The sequence below is a fragment of the Winogradskyella sp. genome, from assembly GCF_013213835.1.
Lineage (GTDB): Bacteria > Bacteroidota > Bacteroidia > Flavobacteriales > Flavobacteriaceae > Winogradskyella.
The window spans coordinates 389113-406342 of sequence record NZ_JABSSU010000004.1; the positions used below are offsets into that span (position 1 = coordinate 389113).

At 32.8% G+C, this 17230-nt stretch carries 16 protein-coding genes; 7 read left to right on the plus strand and 9 right to left on the minus strand.

All coding sequences use genetic code 11. The annotated features are described in order from the left end of the window. Positions 1–6: 6 nt before the first annotated feature. A complete protein-coding gene (locus HRU50_RS07525; protein WP_296349817.1) occupies positions 7–1008 on the minus strand; it encodes an NAD(P)H-dependent glycerol-3-phosphate dehydrogenase in 1002 nt (333 codons plus the stop codon). Between the two features lie 143 nt (positions 1009–1151). Between HRU50_RS07525 and HRU50_RS07530 the strand changes: the two genes are divergently transcribed. Beyond that, positions 1152–2093 (plus strand): nicotinic acid mononucleotide adenyltransferase, encoded by a 942-nt coding sequence (locus HRU50_RS07530; protein ID WP_296349819.1) that lies wholly within the window; start codon positions 1152–1154, stop codon positions 2091–2093. Between the two features lie 71 nt (positions 2094–2164). Here HRU50_RS07530 and HRU50_RS07535 read toward each other — a convergent pair whose 3' ends face one another. The 7 genes from HRU50_RS07535 to HRU50_RS07565 form a co-directional block, all read right to left on the minus strand. Beyond that, on the minus strand, positions 2165–2758 hold the full coding sequence (locus HRU50_RS07535; protein ID WP_296349821.1) for a hypothetical protein: 594 nt from the start codon (positions 2756–2758) through the stop codon (positions 2165–2167). A 2-nt stretch (positions 2759–2760) separates the two neighbouring features. Further along, the gene (locus HRU50_RS07540) at positions 2761–4062 is read right to left on the minus strand and encodes a TlpA disulfide reductase family protein (protein ID WP_296349823.1); all 1302 of its coding nucleotides are present in this window, start codon (positions 4060–4062) and stop codon (positions 2761–2763) included. A 46-nt stretch (positions 4063–4108) separates the two neighbouring features. Further along, positions 4109–4969, minus strand: coding sequence for a DMT family transporter (locus HRU50_RS07545; RefSeq protein WP_296349825.1), 861 nt, complete (start codon positions 4967–4969; stop codon positions 4109–4111). A 138-nt stretch (positions 4970–5107) separates the two neighbouring features. Beyond that, positions 5108–8443, minus strand: coding sequence for a transcription-repair coupling factor (mfd, locus tag HRU50_RS07550; RefSeq protein ID WP_296349828.1), 3336 nt, complete (start codon positions 8441–8443; stop codon positions 5108–5110). Positions 8444–8521: 78 nt separating this feature from the next. Further along, entirely contained in the window at positions 8522–9157 is a 636-nt protein-coding gene (locus tag HRU50_RS07555; RefSeq protein ID WP_296349830.1) for a transglutaminase family protein, read from the minus strand. Positions 9158–9192: 35 nt separating this feature from the next. Continuing rightward, the gene (locus tag HRU50_RS07560) at positions 9193–9840 is read right to left on the minus strand and encodes a peroxiredoxin-like family protein (RefSeq protein WP_296349832.1); all 648 of its coding nucleotides are present in this window, start codon (positions 9838–9840) and stop codon (positions 9193–9195) included. Between the two features lie 4 nt (positions 9841–9844). After that, complete coding sequence (locus tag HRU50_RS07565) at positions 9845–10438, minus strand: NAD(P)H-dependent oxidoreductase (RefSeq protein WP_296349834.1); 594 nt, start codon at positions 10436–10438, stop codon at positions 9845–9847. Between the two features lie 116 nt (positions 10439–10554). On the opposite strand from HRU50_RS07565, the gene HRU50_RS07570 reads away from it, so the two are divergent. Both HRU50_RS07570 and HRU50_RS07575 read left to right on the plus strand, forming a co-directional pair. Further along, the gene (locus tag HRU50_RS07570; RefSeq protein ID WP_296349836.1) at positions 10555–10914 is read left to right on the plus strand and encodes a helix-turn-helix domain-containing protein; all 360 of its coding nucleotides are present in this window, start codon (positions 10555–10557) and stop codon (positions 10912–10914) included. 86 nt (positions 10915–11000) lie between these two features. Next, on the plus strand, positions 11001–11432 hold the full coding sequence (locus HRU50_RS07575) for a TerB family tellurite resistance protein (protein ID WP_296349838.1): 432 nt from the start codon (positions 11001–11003) through the stop codon (positions 11430–11432). Positions 11433–11495: 63 nt separating this feature from the next. Here HRU50_RS07575 and fbp read toward each other — a convergent pair whose 3' ends face one another. Continuing rightward, positions 11496–12506 carry a class 1 fructose-bisphosphatase gene (gene fbp / locus HRU50_RS07580; RefSeq protein WP_296349840.1) on the minus strand — a complete coding sequence of 337 codons (1011 nt, stop codon included), beginning with the start codon at positions 12504–12506 and terminating at the stop codon, positions 11496–11498. A 126-nt stretch (positions 12507–12632) separates the two neighbouring features. Between fbp and HRU50_RS07585 the strand changes: the two genes are divergently transcribed. From HRU50_RS07585 to HRU50_RS07600, 4 genes are read left to right on the plus strand one after another with little or no spacing between them, the layout of a single operon-like run. After that, positions 12633–13115 carry a GNAT family N-acetyltransferase gene (locus HRU50_RS07585; RefSeq protein ID WP_296349843.1) on the plus strand — a complete coding sequence of 161 codons (483 nt, stop codon included), beginning with the start codon at positions 12633–12635 and terminating at the stop codon, positions 13113–13115. 23 nt (positions 13116–13138) lie between these two features. Then, on the plus strand, positions 13139–14389 hold the full coding sequence (locus HRU50_RS07590) for an aspartate kinase (protein ID WP_296349845.1): 1251 nt from the start codon (positions 13139–13141) through the stop codon (positions 14387–14389). A gap of 19 nt (positions 14390–14408) precedes the next feature. Next, entirely contained in the window at positions 14409–16229 is a 1821-nt protein-coding gene (locus tag HRU50_RS07595; RefSeq protein ID WP_296349848.1) for a GNAT family N-acyltransferase, read from the plus strand. After that, positions 16219–17229: a carboxypeptidase-like regulatory domain-containing protein gene (locus HRU50_RS07600; RefSeq protein ID WP_296349850.1), complete on the plus strand. Its 1011-nt coding sequence runs from the start codon at positions 16219–16221 to the stop codon at positions 17227–17229. Before HRU50_RS07595 ends, HRU50_RS07600 begins: the two co-directional genes overlap by 11 nt. Position 17230 lies beyond the last annotated feature (1 nt).

Genomic DNA, 17230 nt, shown 5'->3' on the forward strand with positions numbered 1-17230 from the left:
CAATTCTTAATCCAACTGTTCAGTCAGTTTTTTAAAGACTTTTTTAGGGTTTTTGTTTTCGTATAACACCGCATAAACCGCATCTATAATTGGCAATCTTGTTTTCTTTAGATTTTTCTTATTGAGTAAGTGAGCACTCTTAGTAGCATAATAACCTTCTGCAATCATGTTCATTTCCATCTGTGCTGATTTTACCGTATAACCTTTTCCTATCATGTTGCCAAACATACGGTTACGAGAGAAAATAGAATATCCAGTAACGAGCAAATCACCTAGATATGCTGAGTTGTTGATGTTACGTTTCATTTTGTGCATTTTCTTAATGAAACGTTTCATTTCTCTAATGGCGTTACTCATTAATACACTCTGAAAATTGTCACCATAACCCAATCCATGTGCAATACCAGCTGCAATAGCATAAATATTTTTAAGCATTACAGCATACTCTACACCAATAATATCATCACTAATTTTAGTCTTTATGTAAGAGCTCGAAAATTTATCGGCAATCTCTTGTGCTTTTTTAGCATCAGCACACGAAATCGTTAAGTATGATAAACGTTCTAGCGCTACTTCTTCAGCATGGCAAGGGCCAGCAATAACAGCAATATTTTCAAACGGAATATAATAGATGTCATGAAAATGTTCACCAACTAATAAACCAGATTCTGGAATGATACCTTTTACCGCAGAGACCACAGTTTTTTCACTAATATTTACTGAAAGTTTCAGTAATTCAGAATGCATAAAAGCCGAAGGAATTACAAAAATGAGAACATCTGCCCATGATGCTATTTCATTCATGTCATTACTGAGTTTTAACTGCTCAGTATGAAACTCTACAGAACTGAGATAACTAGGATTATGCTGTTCATTTTTAATGTGCTCTTTAATGGTTTCGCTACGCATATACCAGCCAACTTCATTTAAGTTTTCGCAAAGCATTTTTACAATTGCCGTTGCCCAACTACCAGAACCAAATACAGCATATTTTTTAGTGTCACTCATATATTATAGTGTGAATTTAGTTACCCAAAAGTAAACAAAATTTAAAGAATTATTAGGTTGTGAAAAGTGTTAGTCTATGAGTCAATTTTCATTTTGGCATAGGTTTTGAATTTACTTCAATAGAAACCTTAAAACCATTAATTATGAAAACGATAAAATTACTCTTAGGATTTATGTTGAGTGCTACGATGCTGACATCGTGCTACACAGAGCAGGTAATTGTAGATAATGGTCCATCGATTTCATTAGATCAGTTATTGCACTCTTACGACTTATGGTATGTTGATGTAAACCGAACACAAGGATACGGCGAAACACCATTTTTACAGATTGCATTTACCTTAACTTTTGATCGAGGTGTAGTCTATGCTAACAATAACTTGGTAGGTTTTGGAAGTCAAGGAAATGGTTTTGGTGTAGAAATAGGAACCTATAATGCGTATGATATGATATTAGATATTAATCATGTCATTGATGGCTATAACAGCTTTGATGTATATCAAATAGATAATAATACTATAGAGTTATACAACCCATTTAATGATACATCATACTTTTTAGATGGTTACCAAAGATCGACTTTCGACTATGATCTGGTCTTTTCAGAAAATATTCACTATTTCTTACAAGAATACGAGGCTTGGGAAAAAGTATATACTAGTAATTTTGGAGCATTAAATGAGTTTGATAATGAGAACTATTTACAGTTTTTAGCTGGTGGAAATGATTCGACATTTAGAAGTTCTCAAGACGTTAATATTAATAATACCAATAACATATTTTGGGATTACACAGGGATTTATGGAGTTGGAAATATAAACGGTAGTTTATACACTAAAAACTTAACATTAGATTATGATTTCTTAGGCAATGAATTCTTTGAAATGACAGTTATTAATGATGGAACTATAGAGTTGTTTCATGCAAATTCCGGAACAGTCTACGAGTTTGAAGGTAGAGGATACACGGCGTTTTATAGAGGTTCTAATGTAGAAGGAAAGTCTAATATAGAAGGTGAACCAAAGAAGCGTAAACAACGTACACCTAAGGTAGATAACCCTAGAGAAAGTAAAAGACATTCATAGAGCTAAATTTTGGTTGGTTATTTAGTTTCAAAGCGCTCAGCAAACACTTTTTTTGCTGGGCGTTTTTTGTATTATTTGCTAGATTTATTCTTCCATTGAATAAGTCTCTTGATAACATCATCATTTGACCCGTATCGTCTTATTGTTCCATTGGTTTCATCAATAAAATCATTAATTATACGCTTGCTTATTTTATTCAAGTACATAAAGTTAATGATGTCAGTAATTAGAATAAATGGAGTACTAAGGGATCCTTTTGGAGACCACCAACCTAATAATAGAGTTGTGACTATGGCAGTAAGTTTTTTTGATACACCACAAGACATACACAGGATATATTCTCTTTTTTCAATACAAGTAAAAAACAAAAAACTCTTAATTGTATTTGTTTCAAATCCAAAAAGTTCTAGCTCCGAATTACATTTGGGACATCTCTGAGATTTTATTGTTTGAATTAGCTGTTTACGTTCAACACCTTCAAAAGGGTTCGCTTCTGTATCTATCCGAGAAATTAAATTTTGATCGAGTTTTCTTCTTATAATTTCTTCCTTAAGAATGGGAAGTACTTCTTTCATGAGTCCTTTAGACTCTTTTCTGGCTATATTTTCAATTTTTGAATCAGAGAATCCTCTATAGTTCTCTTTTAACTCCTTCAAAGAAGGCATATCTATAAATTACTTAAGATGACCTCTAAATCTTTAAATTCATATGGCTTGGCTACAATTAATTTAGAGCTATCAAGTAAAAAGTATGAAGGTGTAGCTGCAATACCATAGGTTTTAACAGTTTTGTTTTCCCACTTACCTAAGCCAATCGTGTGTATAAACTCAGGGTATTTTTTAATTTCTTGAGACCAATTCATTGGGTCATCTTCCAATCCAAAGGCAACTACTTTAAGATCTGGCTTATCTGCTACAATCTCTTTTAATTTTGGAAGTTCATTTAAACAATGTCCGCAACCACTACTCCAAAACACTAATAAATAGTGTTGAGAACCATTGAGATTATGAAGGCTTGTTGTCGCTTCTGTAGAAGCTATTTCAAAATTTGGCGCTAAAGCACCAATGGAAGTATTTTTATATGACACTAGCATTTCTGCCATTGCAATATTTCCTACTTTGTTTGCTAGTTCTAGAAGATAGTTATCTGTAATGTAATTTGCTAGTTCGTGATTGTCCAAGGATACAAAACGTTGCCATAAAATTTCTAATATGCTGGTTTTAATTGCAGCATTATCGTCACTTATAGTATTAGCCACATCATTGACAAGGTTTTTATAGGTGCTATCATTTGGATTTTCAACTATATTAAATACATATCCGACCACACGATCTACCAAAAATGTTGAACATTGAAGCATGTAATTACTAAAATCTATTTGACTAAAAAAGTTGTCTTTCAGATGTTGTGAATAGGTACTTACATCTTCATATTCGTTAGGTAAATATGGTTTGTTGGCACTTATAAACGCAGATACAATTTTACCACTAGCAGATTCTTCATAAGCTGCTTGTGTGTCTTTAGCAACTTTAAAAATTGAATTGAAACCTTCTTTATCGTCTTTGTTGGAAGCATAATAATTACTTATGGTTTGGTTTACCATGGCCATACTATTTAAATAAGAGGTCCAAAGTTTATTTTCTTCAGAAGCTGTAAATTCAACTCCAGTCTCTAGATTGAAATTGAACGCCACATTTTCTTTGCCATCGTATATAAAGTCAAAATTATTTTGTTCTGCTGGTACTGCATACACAATTTTATAAATACCAGGTGCTGCCGTAGAGTCTAAAGCGATTTCAAAACTACCGTTTTCATCTAGTTTACCATGATTGATGTAAGTTGCACCATCTGGTGTCGCCTGATATAAAAATGCATGTGTAAAATCCTCAGCTGGTGAAAATGTACCTTTTACACTTTGTGAAATTAAAAGACTTGGTAAAAGCAGAATAAGAAATAGTAGTTTATGCATTTTTTGATGTTTTTTTAGATAGTATACTCAATAATTACGCCATTATTTAAGTTTTAGATCTTAAGCTTTCAATGATTACAGTAATTAAAATTAGTGAGCCTCCAACAAATGTATTTAATGTTGGTATTTCATTCAAGAAAAAGAAGGCAATAATAATTCCGAATATAGGTTGACTACTACCGATTATACTTGCTGTACTTGCCTTAAAATATTTGAGGCTGTTTACGAATAGTGTATGTCCAATAGCTGTGGTTAACAACGCTAATAAAATAAGATATGGATATTGCGTTGTGATATTCGTCGAATCCATAAAGAATAACACAGGCACTAGAAGTATTGTAATAATTGCAGCTTGATAAAACATAAGCATTGTAGGGTTATACCTTGCAACATGTCCTTTTAGAATTAGAATACGAAGTGCATAACAAACCGCAGAAAGTATTCCGAAAAGTATGCCTTGAAGCGTGTTGTTTTCTATATTTAGTTCTGGTGAAAGTATATAAATGCCAACTAAAACGAGGATCCCTAATAGCACATGCATTGGGTCAAATTTAACTTTAGAGAATAAAGGTTCTAATAGTGCGACAATAACAGGAAATGTAAATAGAGATAACATTCCTATAGCAACATTAGATAATTTTAAAGCATAGAAATAGGTGATCCAGTGCGCTCCCATGAAGAAACCAGCCAATAAAAAAGTAGATCGATCCCTACCTTTTTCAATTTTTAAGCTAATCTTTTTAATGATGCAAAAGATAAATAAAAATAATGCAGCTAAACCAGCTCTAAACCAAATAATAACTGGTGTGGGCATATCAATAAATTTACCTAAAGCACCAGAACTACTCACAAAAACACAGGCGATAATAAGCCAGAAGACGTGATTTAGATGTGAGTTTTGTTTCATTATTTAAAAGTCGTCAATTCGAGTGAATTTTACGATTGTTAATGAGTAAAATTTGTATCGAGAATAAGAGTTTGAAAATAGCATCACTTGTTTTCGATACATTTTTGCTATGGTAAAAACACTCAAACTGACGTGATACTATATTCTCGACAATGCTTTTAAAGCAATATCTACAGATTTAATATTTTCAAAAGTGAGTAACAAACGTAATCCGTTTCTGGTTTGCTTTTCTTTCATTTTGCATGCCTTCGGATTGGTTTGCACAAATTGCAACACTTTAGTAAAACTAGCACTTTGATAAAAAGCACTTTGCTGATCGTTTATAAAGTAGCCAATAAGCTTGTTTTGCTTCATGATGATTTTTTCAATACCAATTGCCGTTGCAATCCATTTGATACGAACACTATTAAATAAATCGATAACTTGTTGAGGCATTTCACCAAAACGATCTATAATGTCTTTTTCGAACTGAATTAGTTCTTCTTCGTTTTTAAGCGCGTTGAGTTTGGTGTAAAGATTCAATCGTTCTGTGATATTATTTACATAATCATCCGGAAATAACAATTCAAAATCAGTATCAATCGTGATGTCTTTTACATACACTTTATCTTCGGTATCGTCTTGGTAAAGGTCTTTGAATTCATTTTCTTTGAGTTCTTCAATGGCTTCATTTAGTATTTTTTGATACGTATCAAAGCCTATATCATTAATAAATCCACTTTGTTCGCCACCAAGTAAATCACCCGCACCACGAATTTCTAAATCTTTCATAGCGATATTAAATCCACTACCAAGTTCTGTAAATTGCTCTAAAGCAGTAATACGTTTTCTGGCATCGGTAGTCATTGCAGAATATTCTGGTGTGATAAAGAAACAAAAGGCTTTTTTGTTACTTCTACCTACACGACCACGCATTTGATGCAAGTCGCTTAATCCAAAATTATTAGCATTGTTTATGAAAATAGTATTCGCATTAGGAACATCGAGACCACTTTCTACAATGGTTGTACTGACTAGTACATCAAACTCACCATTCATAAAACCGAGCATTAACTGTTCTAGCTTTTTACCATCCATTTGTCCATGACCAATTGCAATTTTAGCATCTGGCACCAACCGCTGAATCATACCAGCAACTTCCTTAATGTTTTCTATACGATTATGAATAAAAAACACTTGTCCGCCACGCTGAATTTCGTACAACACAGCATCTCTAATGGTTTCTTCACTAAAGCGAATGACTCTACTTTCTATAGGATAGCGATTTGGTGGTGGCGTATTTATAACAGATAAATCTCTTGCTGCCATTAAACTAAACTGAAGCGTTCTCGGAATTGGTGTAGCCGTCAACGTTAAAACATCAACATTTTCTTTAATGGTTTTTAGCTTGTCTTTAACAGCAACTCCAAATTTTTGCTCTTCATCAACAATGAGCAATCCTAAGTCTTTAAACTTTACATTTTTGTTGACTAATTGATGCGTGCCAATAATAATATCAACTCGACCATTTTCTAGTTGTTCTAAGGTTTCGCGTTTTTGTTTTGCCGTTCTAAATCGGTTCACATAATCTACAGTAACAGGTAAGTTTTTTAAACGTTCAGAAAATGTTTTAAAATGTTGAAAAGCCAGAATAGTTGTAGGTACCAAAACTGCAACTTGTTTACCATTATCTACTGCTTTAAAAGCTGCTCTAATGGCAACTTCAGTTTTACCAAAACCAACATCACCACAAACCAAGCGATCCATAGGTTGTTCGCTTTCCATATCGGCTTTTATATCTGCAGTAGAAGACATTTGGTCTGGTGTGTCTTCGTAAATAAATGATGCCTCTAGCTCATGTTGTAAGTAGCTGTCTGGTGCATATTGAAAGCCTTTTTTTAGTTTTCGCTTAGCATATAACTGAATAAGGTTAAATGCAATTTCTTTAACTCTATTCTTGGTTTTTTGTTTAAGCGTTTTCCAGGCTTTGCTACCAAGTTTATAGACTTTTGGTGGTTTACCATCTTTACCGTTAAACTTGGTAATTTTATGTAAAGAATGAATGCTGAGGTACAAAATGTCGCGTTCACCATAAACAAGTTTAATAGCCTCTTGTTTTTTTCCTTCAACATCAATTTTTTGTAATCCTCCAAACTTACCAATACCATGGTCTATGTGAGTCACGTAATCACCAATCTCTAGATTGGTTAACTCTTTGAGTGTTATGGCTTGTTTTTTAGCGTAGCCATTTTTAAGGTTGAATTTGTGATAACGTTCAAAAATTTGATGATCGGTATAACATACTATTTTATTGTCATCATCTATAAAACCTTGATATAATGGTAATACAATTGTTTTGTAGTGGATATCTTGTTTAACGTCTTCAAAAATATCATTCAAACGTTTTGTTTGTTGTTCGCTAGAACAAGCGATGTAGTTGGTGTAACCTTTGTTATGATTACTATTAAGGTTATCAATTAAAAGTTCAAACTGCTTATTGAATGAAGGTTGTGGTTTGGTGTTGAATTCAATGACTTTTTTATTTGAACTAAAAAGTGCTGTTGATCCAAATTCAACCAAGTTAAAATCTAACAACTGTCTTTTTAGTAATTCTGAATCGCAAAAAAGCTCTTGTGGTTCAGAATGTTTGAGTTCGTTAGAAAGTGTTTCAAAGGTTTCTGAGGCTTTCTCAAAAAGTTTGTCTACTCTCGAAAATAATAGTTCAGCATTTTTGACAAAAACTACTGTTTTTTGAGCGACATATTTAAAGAAACTTTGTCTGCTTTCTTCTAAAAATTTATTAGCAACATTTGGGATGATGCTAATCTTTTTAATCTGTTCAGTTGAGAGTTGTGTTTCTACATCAAAAGTTCTAATACTATCTACTTCATCACCGAAAAACTCTATACGATAAGGTTCATCATACGCAAATGAAAACACATCAACAATGCCACCACGCACCGAAAACTCACCAGGTTCTGTTACAAAATCTACGCGCTTAAAGTTGTATTCAAAAAGAACTTCGTTTACAAAATCTATTGATAGCTCATCGTTGACGCCAATTTTTAAAGTATTCTTTTCTAGTTCTCTTCTGGTTACAACTTTTTCGAATAATGCATCTGGATAAGTAACAATAACAGCAGGTTTTTTGCGCGAATTAATGCGGTTTAAAACCTCTGCACGTAATAGCACATTTGCATTATCTGTTTCTTCTATCTGGTATGGTCTTCTATAACTTCCTGGATAGAAAAGGACGTTTTTAGCATCAAGTAATTGTTCTAAATCATTCAGATGATAAGCCGCTTCTTCTTTATCATTAAAGACTAATAAGAATGGCTTTTCTGCGGATTTAAAAGCACTAGAAATTGCAAATGATAACGAGGAACCAATAAGTCCTTTTAGATGTGTTTTTACTTGAGTTTGAGCAATAGTATTTTGCAGACTTTGAAGTTGTAAAGTCTGTGCATACGTTTGCGAAATATGTGTTTTGCTCACGTATAATAGAAATTAGTGGTGCAAATATAACGCTAAGTACCTATTGATACCGTATTCTTTAGGAACTTTCTGGGATCTTTAAATATTAATTTCTTTACTGTCCTTAAATTGATGGTATAATTTAGGGTAGTTGTTTTTGAAAGTTTCTTTTATAAATGTAATGGGTACATTATCAAAACTTCCATAATCTTCCTTGTAGCTCATAAATTGAGCGTCATCCTTATTAAATTCTTGAAAAATAGAATCTTCAGTACCATCAAACTCTAAAACATCTACATTGAATTTATCGCAAAGTTCTGTATTAAAGGCAGGTGAACATTTAACCCATTTGTTATCAAAAAACACTTCAGCCATGCCGTGAGGTGCAATGTCGCTAGTGCCTAATTTTTCAACTAAGCGTTCTACAGCAATATGGTTAGAGACTTTTGCTAAACGTATTCTTGATGGAATTCCTAAAGCTCTCAGTCCTGCAACATATAATACAGATTTGTCAATGCAATGCGCGGTTGGTTTGTTGTAAATAGCACTTGCTTTAAAATGGTCGTTGGTTAATCCGATATTATACGGATTGTATCGCCAACCATCTCTAACTTTAAGATATAATTGTTTTATTTTTTCTTGTTCTGAAAGACTATGAAAGTCCTGAACCAAAGTTTGGATTTCAGGACTTTCGTAATCAAAATAATGTGTAGATTTTAAATACTCAGTAGTCATATGTTGATATCTCAGATGTTCTTGAAATATACAAATTAAATAGCTTTTAAAGCATCAACTAAAACATCTGGATTAGGACGTTTTGTGTAATCTACAGAATATTCAGCGTATGTAATAATACCATCTGTACCAATAATAAAACGTGCAGGAACAGGAAGTGTCCAGGATTCGTCACCATTGTAAGTTGGTAAATTTATTCTGAATGTATCATTATATAATGATTTTAATGGGTCAACCATTGTCCATCGTAGGCCAAACGCATCAGCAATAGTGTTTTTAGAATCGCTTAACAAATCGAAGTTTAAGCGTTGTTGTTCAACAATTTTTTGGTTGAATTCTGGTAGCTGAGGTGAAATACTCAACATTGTTGCATTTTGCTCTTCTAATTGAGAGTTATAACGCTTTAGATTTCCTAAATCTAGATTACAATAAGGACACCAAACACCTCTGTAAAACGTAACCACTAATGGACCATTGCTTAATAATTCTGAACTAGACACAAGGTTACCTTCTTGATTTGGTAATGAAAATATTGGTGCTTTATCACCAACTTTTAAAATGCCTTCACCAATACCAGAATTTTCTAAATCTCTGGTTGTTTGGTGCATAATTGCAACATTTTCAGCAGGCATACTGCCTTCAATCTTTGCTTTTAATTTATCTAAACTATCTTGTAATGTCATTGTGTTATGCTTTTGCGATTAATTCTTCTTTAATGTGCTTATCAAAACGAATAAAATCGTTTTCTATATCTGGATTCTTCATCACATCGTAAGCAAAAAATGTTGTTAATGGTTCTAAACCAAACCACTTAAAGTTAAGGTGCATTGGTAATAATAAATCGTCTTCACTTTTGCCATCAAAGAACTTTTCCTCAGGATTATTGAATGCTTCTTTTGGTGCATTTGCAGTTACAGAAATCATATATTTCCCCTTTAGTAAACCTGCTAAACCATAGTTTTTCTTTGGTTCTTCTTTACTACGACCATCACCTTGAGATAAGGTTCCCATCATACCTGCAGTTAGTACTTCGTCAATGTATTTTTTGAAACTCCAAGTCACGCCCATCCAGTTTAGTGGTGTTTGAAATAACACAACATCTGCCCAAAGGAATTTCTCTAATTCTTCCTCTACATTATAGTCTTCTTGCGTTGCAGTTGTTTTAATTTCGAAGTTAGCATCTTCAAGTAAATTGGAAGCTTTATCTACCAAAGTTTTGTTTAATCTTCCTTCTGCAAAAGGATAATATTGGTGACCGTTTATAATGAATACTTTTTTCATAATCTATAATATTTTCAATTCTTTATTTTAAAAGTTTAGCAAATATACTATTAATAGTTTCTTTTATAAACAATTAATAAAATTTTACCTAAATTTGTGGTAACAAAAAGGTAACTATGGCAAGAAAAGTAATTGATAATCCGAATCATTGTTCTTTAGTATTTGCAATGAACGTTATAGGTGGAAAATGGAAACCAATCATTATTTACTTACTAGCCAACGGAAGTTTACGTTTTGGAAAACTGCTGTTATTTATACCTAATATTTCAAAAAAAGTACTCACAGACCAGTTAAAGGAATTGGCAGAAGATGGTTTAATTATAAGAGAGCGTTTTGCTGAAACACCACCAAGGGTTGAGTATTCATTATCTAAAAAAGGTGAAGCTCTATTGCCAATTTTAAAGGCTTTAAGTACATGGACTGCCGAAAGTTTTACCGATACAGAATTTGAAGCTTGTAAGATTGTAAGTCTTTAGAACCAATATGTTAAAAAAGCCCATATTTCCTTTTAATAAGCTAAACCTTTAAGTTATATTTGCCATACTAAAAATCAAAACAATATATGTCAATTTCAGATTTATTCGAAAGTGGATTTAAGAAGCGAAATGAAGATCATTTTGCGGCAATTGTAAGAGTTGCTATGAGCGATGGTATTATTAATGATGCCGAAAAAGCCTTTTTAGATCGATTAGCTACAAGATTAGACATCACGGAGTCAGATTATAAAGCTATACTTAAGGATTATAATTCACATCCTATTAATCCGCCAGTATCTTATGATATGCGTTTAGAACGTTTATATGATTTAGCTAGAATGGTATGGGCTGATCATATAGAAGGACCAAACCAATTAGGTTTATTAGAAAAACTTTGTGTTGGTTTAGGTTTTAATCAAGATAATGTAAAGTACATCGCAGATAAAGCATTAACACTTGTACATTATGAAGTAGACTTAGATGAGTTTACAGATAGAATGAAGAAAATGAATCAGTAGTATTATCTGATTTAAAAACATAAAAAAAGCGACTAGGTTTTAATTTAGTCGCTTTTGATTTTATTAGGATTCAGCATTCTTCATAAATTCTTCTGCTTTATCTACCATATTTTTACTTCCGCATATAAAAGGTACACGTTGGTGAAGTTCAGTTGGTTCAATTTCCATAATTCTCATATAGCCATCACTTGCTTTCCCATTTGCTTGCTCTGCTAAAAAGGCCATAGGATTACATTCATAAAGCAGACGAAGTTTACCATTACTAGATTTTGAACTTTTTGGATACATGTATATGCCACCTTTAATCATATTTCTATGAAAGTCCGAAACCAGCGAACCAATGTAGCGTGAAGTGTATGGTCTATCTCCTTCTTCTTTTTGACAATATTTAATGTAGTCTTTTATACCTCTTGGAAAATGCGTATAGTTACCTTCATTCACAGAGTATATACGACCGTCTTCTGGAAATTGCATATTAGGGTGTGATAAATAATAAGAACCAATAGCTGGGTTTAATGTAAAACCATTAACGCCATCACCGGTAGTATACACAAGCATTGTAGAGGTACCATAAATAATATATCCAGCAGCAACCTGATTCACACCTTTTTGAAGAAAGTCTTCAATTTGAACCGGCGTTCCAACAGGTGTTACTCTTCTGTAAACTGAAAAAATTGTCCCAACAGATACATTTACGTCAATATTTGACGAGCCATCTAATGGATCGATTAAAACTACATATTTATTCTGATGGTTTTCATCTTGGCTATTAATGGTAATAAAGTCATCTTCTTCTTCACTCGCAATACCACAAACAATATTTCTATTGGTCATAGTCTGAATAAATTTATCGTTGGCATATACGTCTAACTTCTGTTGATCTTCACCTTGTATATTGGTATCGCCGGCATTACCAATAATATCAACTAGTCCAGCTTTATTAACTTCGTGGTTTACCACTTTTGCTGCAAGTCTAATGGAATTGATAAGTCTAGATAATTCACCAGAAGAATATTTAAAAGACGTTTGATTTTCAATGATAAACTCTCCTAGAGTTTGATTGGTTTGAGACATGGAGTGAGATATTGATTATTACACAAATATCGCATTTTTTAACAAACTACAACGTTTTCGTAAGTGAAATTAATTGTTAAGTAATCCTACTTTTAAAGTATATTTGATATCCTTATTTATTTGATGATGAATCAGCCAAGATTAGCCACTAAAAATGATATGCCAAGAGTTCTTGAACTTATAAAAGAACTCGCTGTTTTTGAGAAAGAACCTGATGCTGTAGAAGTAACGGTTTCTGATTTGCAAAATGATGGTTTTGGAGACAAACCAAAATTCACATGTTTTGTTTTAGAAATTGATGGTGTGGTCGAAGGTATAGCTTTAGTTTATTCAAGATACTCTACTTGGAAAGGTGAAGCAATTCATCTCGAAGACTTAATAGTAAGTCATAAACACAGAGGAAAAGGATTAGGTTCTTTGTTATTGGATGAGGTTGTAAAATATGCATACCAAAAAAAGGTAAGACGTGTGTGTTGGGAAGTTCTAGATTGGAACACATCAGCTATAGACTTTTACGAAAGTAAAGGTGCAAACGTAATGAGAGATTGGGATGTGGTACAGTTAGATGAAAAGGGGATTAATAACTATGTAAAAAATATAACGTCTTAAGTTTTTTAGACAAGATAGAAGTAATGAGAGTTTACAAATTTGGTGGAGCATCAGTTAAAGATGCAGAAGGTGTAAAAAACGTGGCTGAAGTTTTAAAAACAACAGGATACGCCAATACTTTAGTTGTTATTTCCGCAATGGGAAAGACAACTAATGCCATGGAGCTTGTGATAAAGAACTATTTTGAAAACAAAGAAGAGTTGCAGAGTTCCATCCATGAAGTTATTAAGTTTCATAATGAAATATTATTAGATTTATTTGATAATGAACAGCACGAGGTTTTTAAATCTGTTAAAGCGCTGTTTGATGAATTAAAGACTTTTTTTAAGACTAATAAGTCGCCAGATTACAATTATGTCTATGACCAAACTATTGGTTTTGGAGAGTTAGTTTCCACAACTATCGTAAGTCACTATTTAAATCAAATAGGACTAAATAATCAATGGTTAGATGTGAGGGAATTTATAAAAACAGATAATTATTACAGAAGAGCAAATATAAATTGGGAACAAACACAAGATATTATATCATCTAATTTTGATACAACACAACTTAATATTACCCAAGGTTTCCTAGGAAGTGATGCTAATAATTTTACAACGACCTTAGGAAGAGAAGGTAGTGACTATACAGCTGCAATTTTTGCCTATTGCCTAAATGCTCTTGATGTTACTATTTGGAAGGATGTACCAGGTGTATTAAATGCAGACCCAAGATATTTTGAAAATGCCCAACTACTCAATCAAATTTCATATAGAGAAGCTATAGAGCTGGCGTTTTATGGCGCCTCCGTTATTCACCCTAAAACACTGCAGCCACTTCAGCAAAAAGAAATACCACTACATGTAAAGTCCTTTTTAAATCCTAAAGCTAGTGGAACTTGTGTAAGCAAAGGTAAAACGTTAGAGCCTGAGATTCCGTGCTTTATTGTAAAGAAAAATCTAATTCTTATTTCATTGTCCTCATTAGATTTTTCATATATCGTTGAAGAAAATATTAGTGAGATATTTAGCCTGCTACATCTCTATAAGATGAAGGTAGACCTTATTCAAAATTCAGCAATTAGTTTCTCGGTTTGTATAGATAACCTTTATGACAATAGGGATAAGTTAATTCAGCATCTAAAGGCTAAGTTTAATGTAACATTGCACGATAATGTGAGTCTCTACACTATAAGACACTACAATGATAGCGCGATTAAAGAATTAGAAAAAGAAAAAACCGTATTATTGAAGCAATTAACACAAGAAACAGTACAGATTGTTACTAAGTAATTTTTTTTAGATTTGTTATATGGGGAAATCAACTAATTCTGGTTTAGTTACCGCAAAGGAGGTTGCCAAGGCTATTAATGCAGACAAGTATGGCTTTTTGGGTACTTTTTTTGGTTGGATCCTCATGAAGGTTTTAAAGATTTCTTCGATTAACAAAATCTATACACGAAATAAGCATCTTTCTAACTTAGATTTTTTGAATGCGCTCTTAGATGATTTTCAAATAAAGTTTGAAATACCAGAAGAGGATCTTAAGCGTTTACCAAAAGATGGCGCTTATATAACTATTTCTAATCATCCGCTTGGAGGCATTGTACTCTTAAAGTTAATGCTAGAACAACGTGAAGATTTTAAAATCATCGCTAACTTTTTATTGCATCGTATTGAGCCACTAAAGCCATATATAATGCCTGTAAATCCTTTTGAAGACAGAAAGGATGTTAAAAGCAGTATCACTGGTTTTAAAAATGCCATATTACATTTAAGAGAAGGTCATCCGTTAGGTGTGTTTCCGGCTGGTGAAGTTTCTACTTACAGAGATGGCAAACTCGTTGTTGACAAACCATGGGAAGAAGCTGCTATGAAACTTATTCAAAAGGCAGAAGTTCCTGTTGTTCCAATTTATTTTCATGCAAAAAATAGTCGCTTATTTTACAGACTTTCTAAGATTAGTGATACACTAAGAACAGCTAAATTACCTTCAGAATTATTAACACAAAAACGTCGTGTAATTAAGGTAAGAATTGGTAAGCCTATTTCTGTAAAAGATCAAAAAGAACATGGAGAGTTAGCAGATTTTTCAGATTTCTTAAGACGAAAAACCTATATGCTTTCCAATTCCTTTGAAACAAAATCAAAGATATTAGATAACTTAAAATCTAGTGTAAAAGTACCAAAGGCACCTAAAAGTATTGTAACACCGGTTGATACAGATGTTATGGTTGCTGAGGTAGAAAAACTAAGAGCAAATGAGTGCAGACTTCTAGAAAGTAAAAATTACGAGGTCTTTTTGGCTGAAGCTAGAGAGATGCCAAATGTTCTGAGAGAATTAGGACGACTGCGAGAAATTACTTTTAGAGAAGTTGGAGAAGGCACAAATGAAGCTATTGATTTAGATACTTTTGATACGTATTATCACCACATGTTTTTGTGGGATAATCAGGCTAAGGTTGTGGCAGGAGCTTATAGGATGGGATTAGGTTCACAAATTTTTGAGCGCTATGGTATTGACGGCTTCTATATGCAAGATTTGTTTCGTTTTGAACCAGAACTATATAAGATGATGAGCGAATCTATTGAAATGGGTAGAGCTTTTATAGTAAAGTCTTATCAGCAAAAACCAATGCCGTTATTTTTACTCTGGAAAGGAATAGTACACACAACACTGCGTCATCCCGAACATAAATACTTAATTGGAGGTGTAAGCATAAGTAATCAGTTCTCAAACTTCTCCAAAAGTTTGATGATTGAGTTTATGAAATCTCATTATTATGATCCGTATTTAGCCCAATATGTGCATCCTAAGAAGGAATTTAAAGTAAAGTTGAAAGATGCCGATAAAGAATTTGTATTCGACGAGGCAGAAGCTGATCTTAACAAACTAGACAAACTTATCGATGAGGTAGAACCTGGTTCCTTAAGATTACCGGTGTTACTTAAAAAGTACATCAAACAAAATGCAAAAATTGTGGCTTTTAATGTAGATCCGCTATTTAACAATGCTGTTGATGGTCTTATGTACATAAAGATTGCTGACTTACCAGAAAGTACAGTAAGACCTGTAATGGAAGAATTTCAAGCTGAACTAGAACGTAAATTCACCGAGAATAATGATAAGTAGAATATTTCTAATTCTACTTTTTCCAATGTTGTCTTTTTCTCAGACAATAACAGGTACTGTGCTTGATGCTTCTTCTAACAAACCTCTCGAAACTGTAGCCGTTTATTTTGATAATACAACAATAGGTACAACAACAGATGCCGAAGGTAGATTTTCTATAACCTACACAGATGCCATTCAGTCTAATTTGGTCTTTTCGTATCTGGGTTTTGAAAAAGTACTAATAACTGATTATAGAGTTAAAAAAGATGTTATTATTAAAATGAAACCATCTGCAGTTGGTTTGGATGAAGTTTTTATTGATTTTGATGATGGTCTTACGAGGAAACAAAAACTTTCCCTTTTTAAGAGAGAGTTTTTAGGTAAATCAAAATATGGAAGGTCTTGTAAAATTTTAAATGAGAATGACATTATTCTTAGATATGACAAACGCAGTCAAATCTTAACTGCAAGTTCTGATAGGCCCATTTTAATAAAGAATAGAGCTTTAAAATATGAGTTGTCTTTTGACCTTATAGATTTTGAAGCTACCTTTCGTTATGTTAATATTGATGATAAAGAATTTGTTATTGAGAGAGTTGCCTATGCGGGGACGTCTTTTTATAAGGATATAGAAAATTCTAATAAGAAAAAAGCAAAACGCGCTCGAGAGAAGGTTTATAAAGGTTCTGTACAACACTTTATGAGAGCTTTATATAATGAAAACTTAAAGGACGAAGGATACCAAATTTATTACAAGAGTTTTAGAGTTAATGAATGGGATTTCTTTAAGATAAAAGTAGCTGAGAATCCAGCTTTTAAAGAAGTAAGCTTAAGTAAAAAGGTTTCAATTTTACATAACAAAAGAGACCAGTCAGCGATTGAAATTTATGTTAATAGTATTTTGTTAGATGTCTATGGCAATTATTCAGCAATAAAAGGTGTGTATTTTAGTGGGGCCATGGGAAGTCAAAGAATTGGTGATACTTTACCGTTAGATTATAATTTGGATGAGAATTAAA

What these genes read in the sequence shown, in the direction of transcription:
- HRU50_RS07525 (WP_296349817.1), bottom strand. Translation starts at nt 1,008, where the DNA reads ATGAGTGACACTAAAAAATATGCTGTATTTGGTTCTGGTAGTTGGGCA.
- HRU50_RS07530 (WP_296349819.1), top strand. Translation starts at nt 1,152, where the DNA reads ATGAAAACGATAAAATTACTCTTAGGATTTATGTTGAGTGCTACGATG.
- HRU50_RS07535 (WP_296349821.1), bottom strand. Translation starts at nt 2,758, where the DNA reads ATGCCTTCTTTGAAGGAGTTAAAAGAGAACTATAGAGGATTCTCTGAT.
- HRU50_RS07540 (WP_296349823.1), bottom strand. Translation starts at nt 4,062, where the DNA reads ATGCATAAACTACTATTTCTTATTCTGCTTTTACCAAGTCTTTTAATT.
- HRU50_RS07545 (WP_296349825.1), bottom strand. Translation starts at nt 4,969, where the DNA reads ATGAAACAAAACTCACATCTAAATCACGTCTTCTGGCTTATTATCGCC.
- HRU50_RS07555 (WP_296349830.1), bottom strand. Translation starts at nt 9,157, where the DNA reads ATGACTACTGAGTATTTAAAATCTACACATTATTTTGATTACGAAAGT.
- HRU50_RS07560 (WP_296349832.1), bottom strand. Translation starts at nt 9,840, where the DNA reads ATGACATTACAAGATAGTTTAGATAAATTAAAAGCAAAGATTGAAGGC.
- HRU50_RS07565 (WP_296349834.1), bottom strand. Translation starts at nt 10,438, where the DNA reads ATGAAAAAAGTATTCATTATAAACGGTCACCAATATTATCCTTTTGCA.
- HRU50_RS07570 (WP_296349836.1), top strand. Translation starts at nt 10,555, where the DNA reads ATGGCAAGAAAAGTAATTGATAATCCGAATCATTGTTCTTTAGTATTT.
- HRU50_RS07575 (WP_296349838.1), top strand. Translation starts at nt 11,001, where the DNA reads ATGTCAATTTCAGATTTATTCGAAAGTGGATTTAAGAAGCGAAATGAA.
- fbp (WP_296349840.1), bottom strand. Translation starts at nt 12,506, where the DNA reads ATGTCTCAAACCAATCAAACTCTAGGAGAGTTTATCATTGAAAATCAA.
- HRU50_RS07585 (WP_296349843.1), top strand. Translation starts at nt 12,633, where the DNA reads ATGAATCAGCCAAGATTAGCCACTAAAAATGATATGCCAAGAGTTCTT.
- HRU50_RS07590 (WP_296349845.1), top strand. Translation starts at nt 13,139, where the DNA reads ATGAGAGTTTACAAATTTGGTGGAGCATCAGTTAAAGATGCAGAAGGT.
- HRU50_RS07595 (WP_296349848.1), top strand. Translation starts at nt 14,409, where the DNA reads ATGGGGAAATCAACTAATTCTGGTTTAGTTACCGCAAAGGAGGTTGCC.
- HRU50_RS07600 (WP_296349850.1), top strand. Translation starts at nt 16,219, where the DNA reads ATGATAAGTAGAATATTTCTAATTCTACTTTTTCCAATGTTGTCTTTT.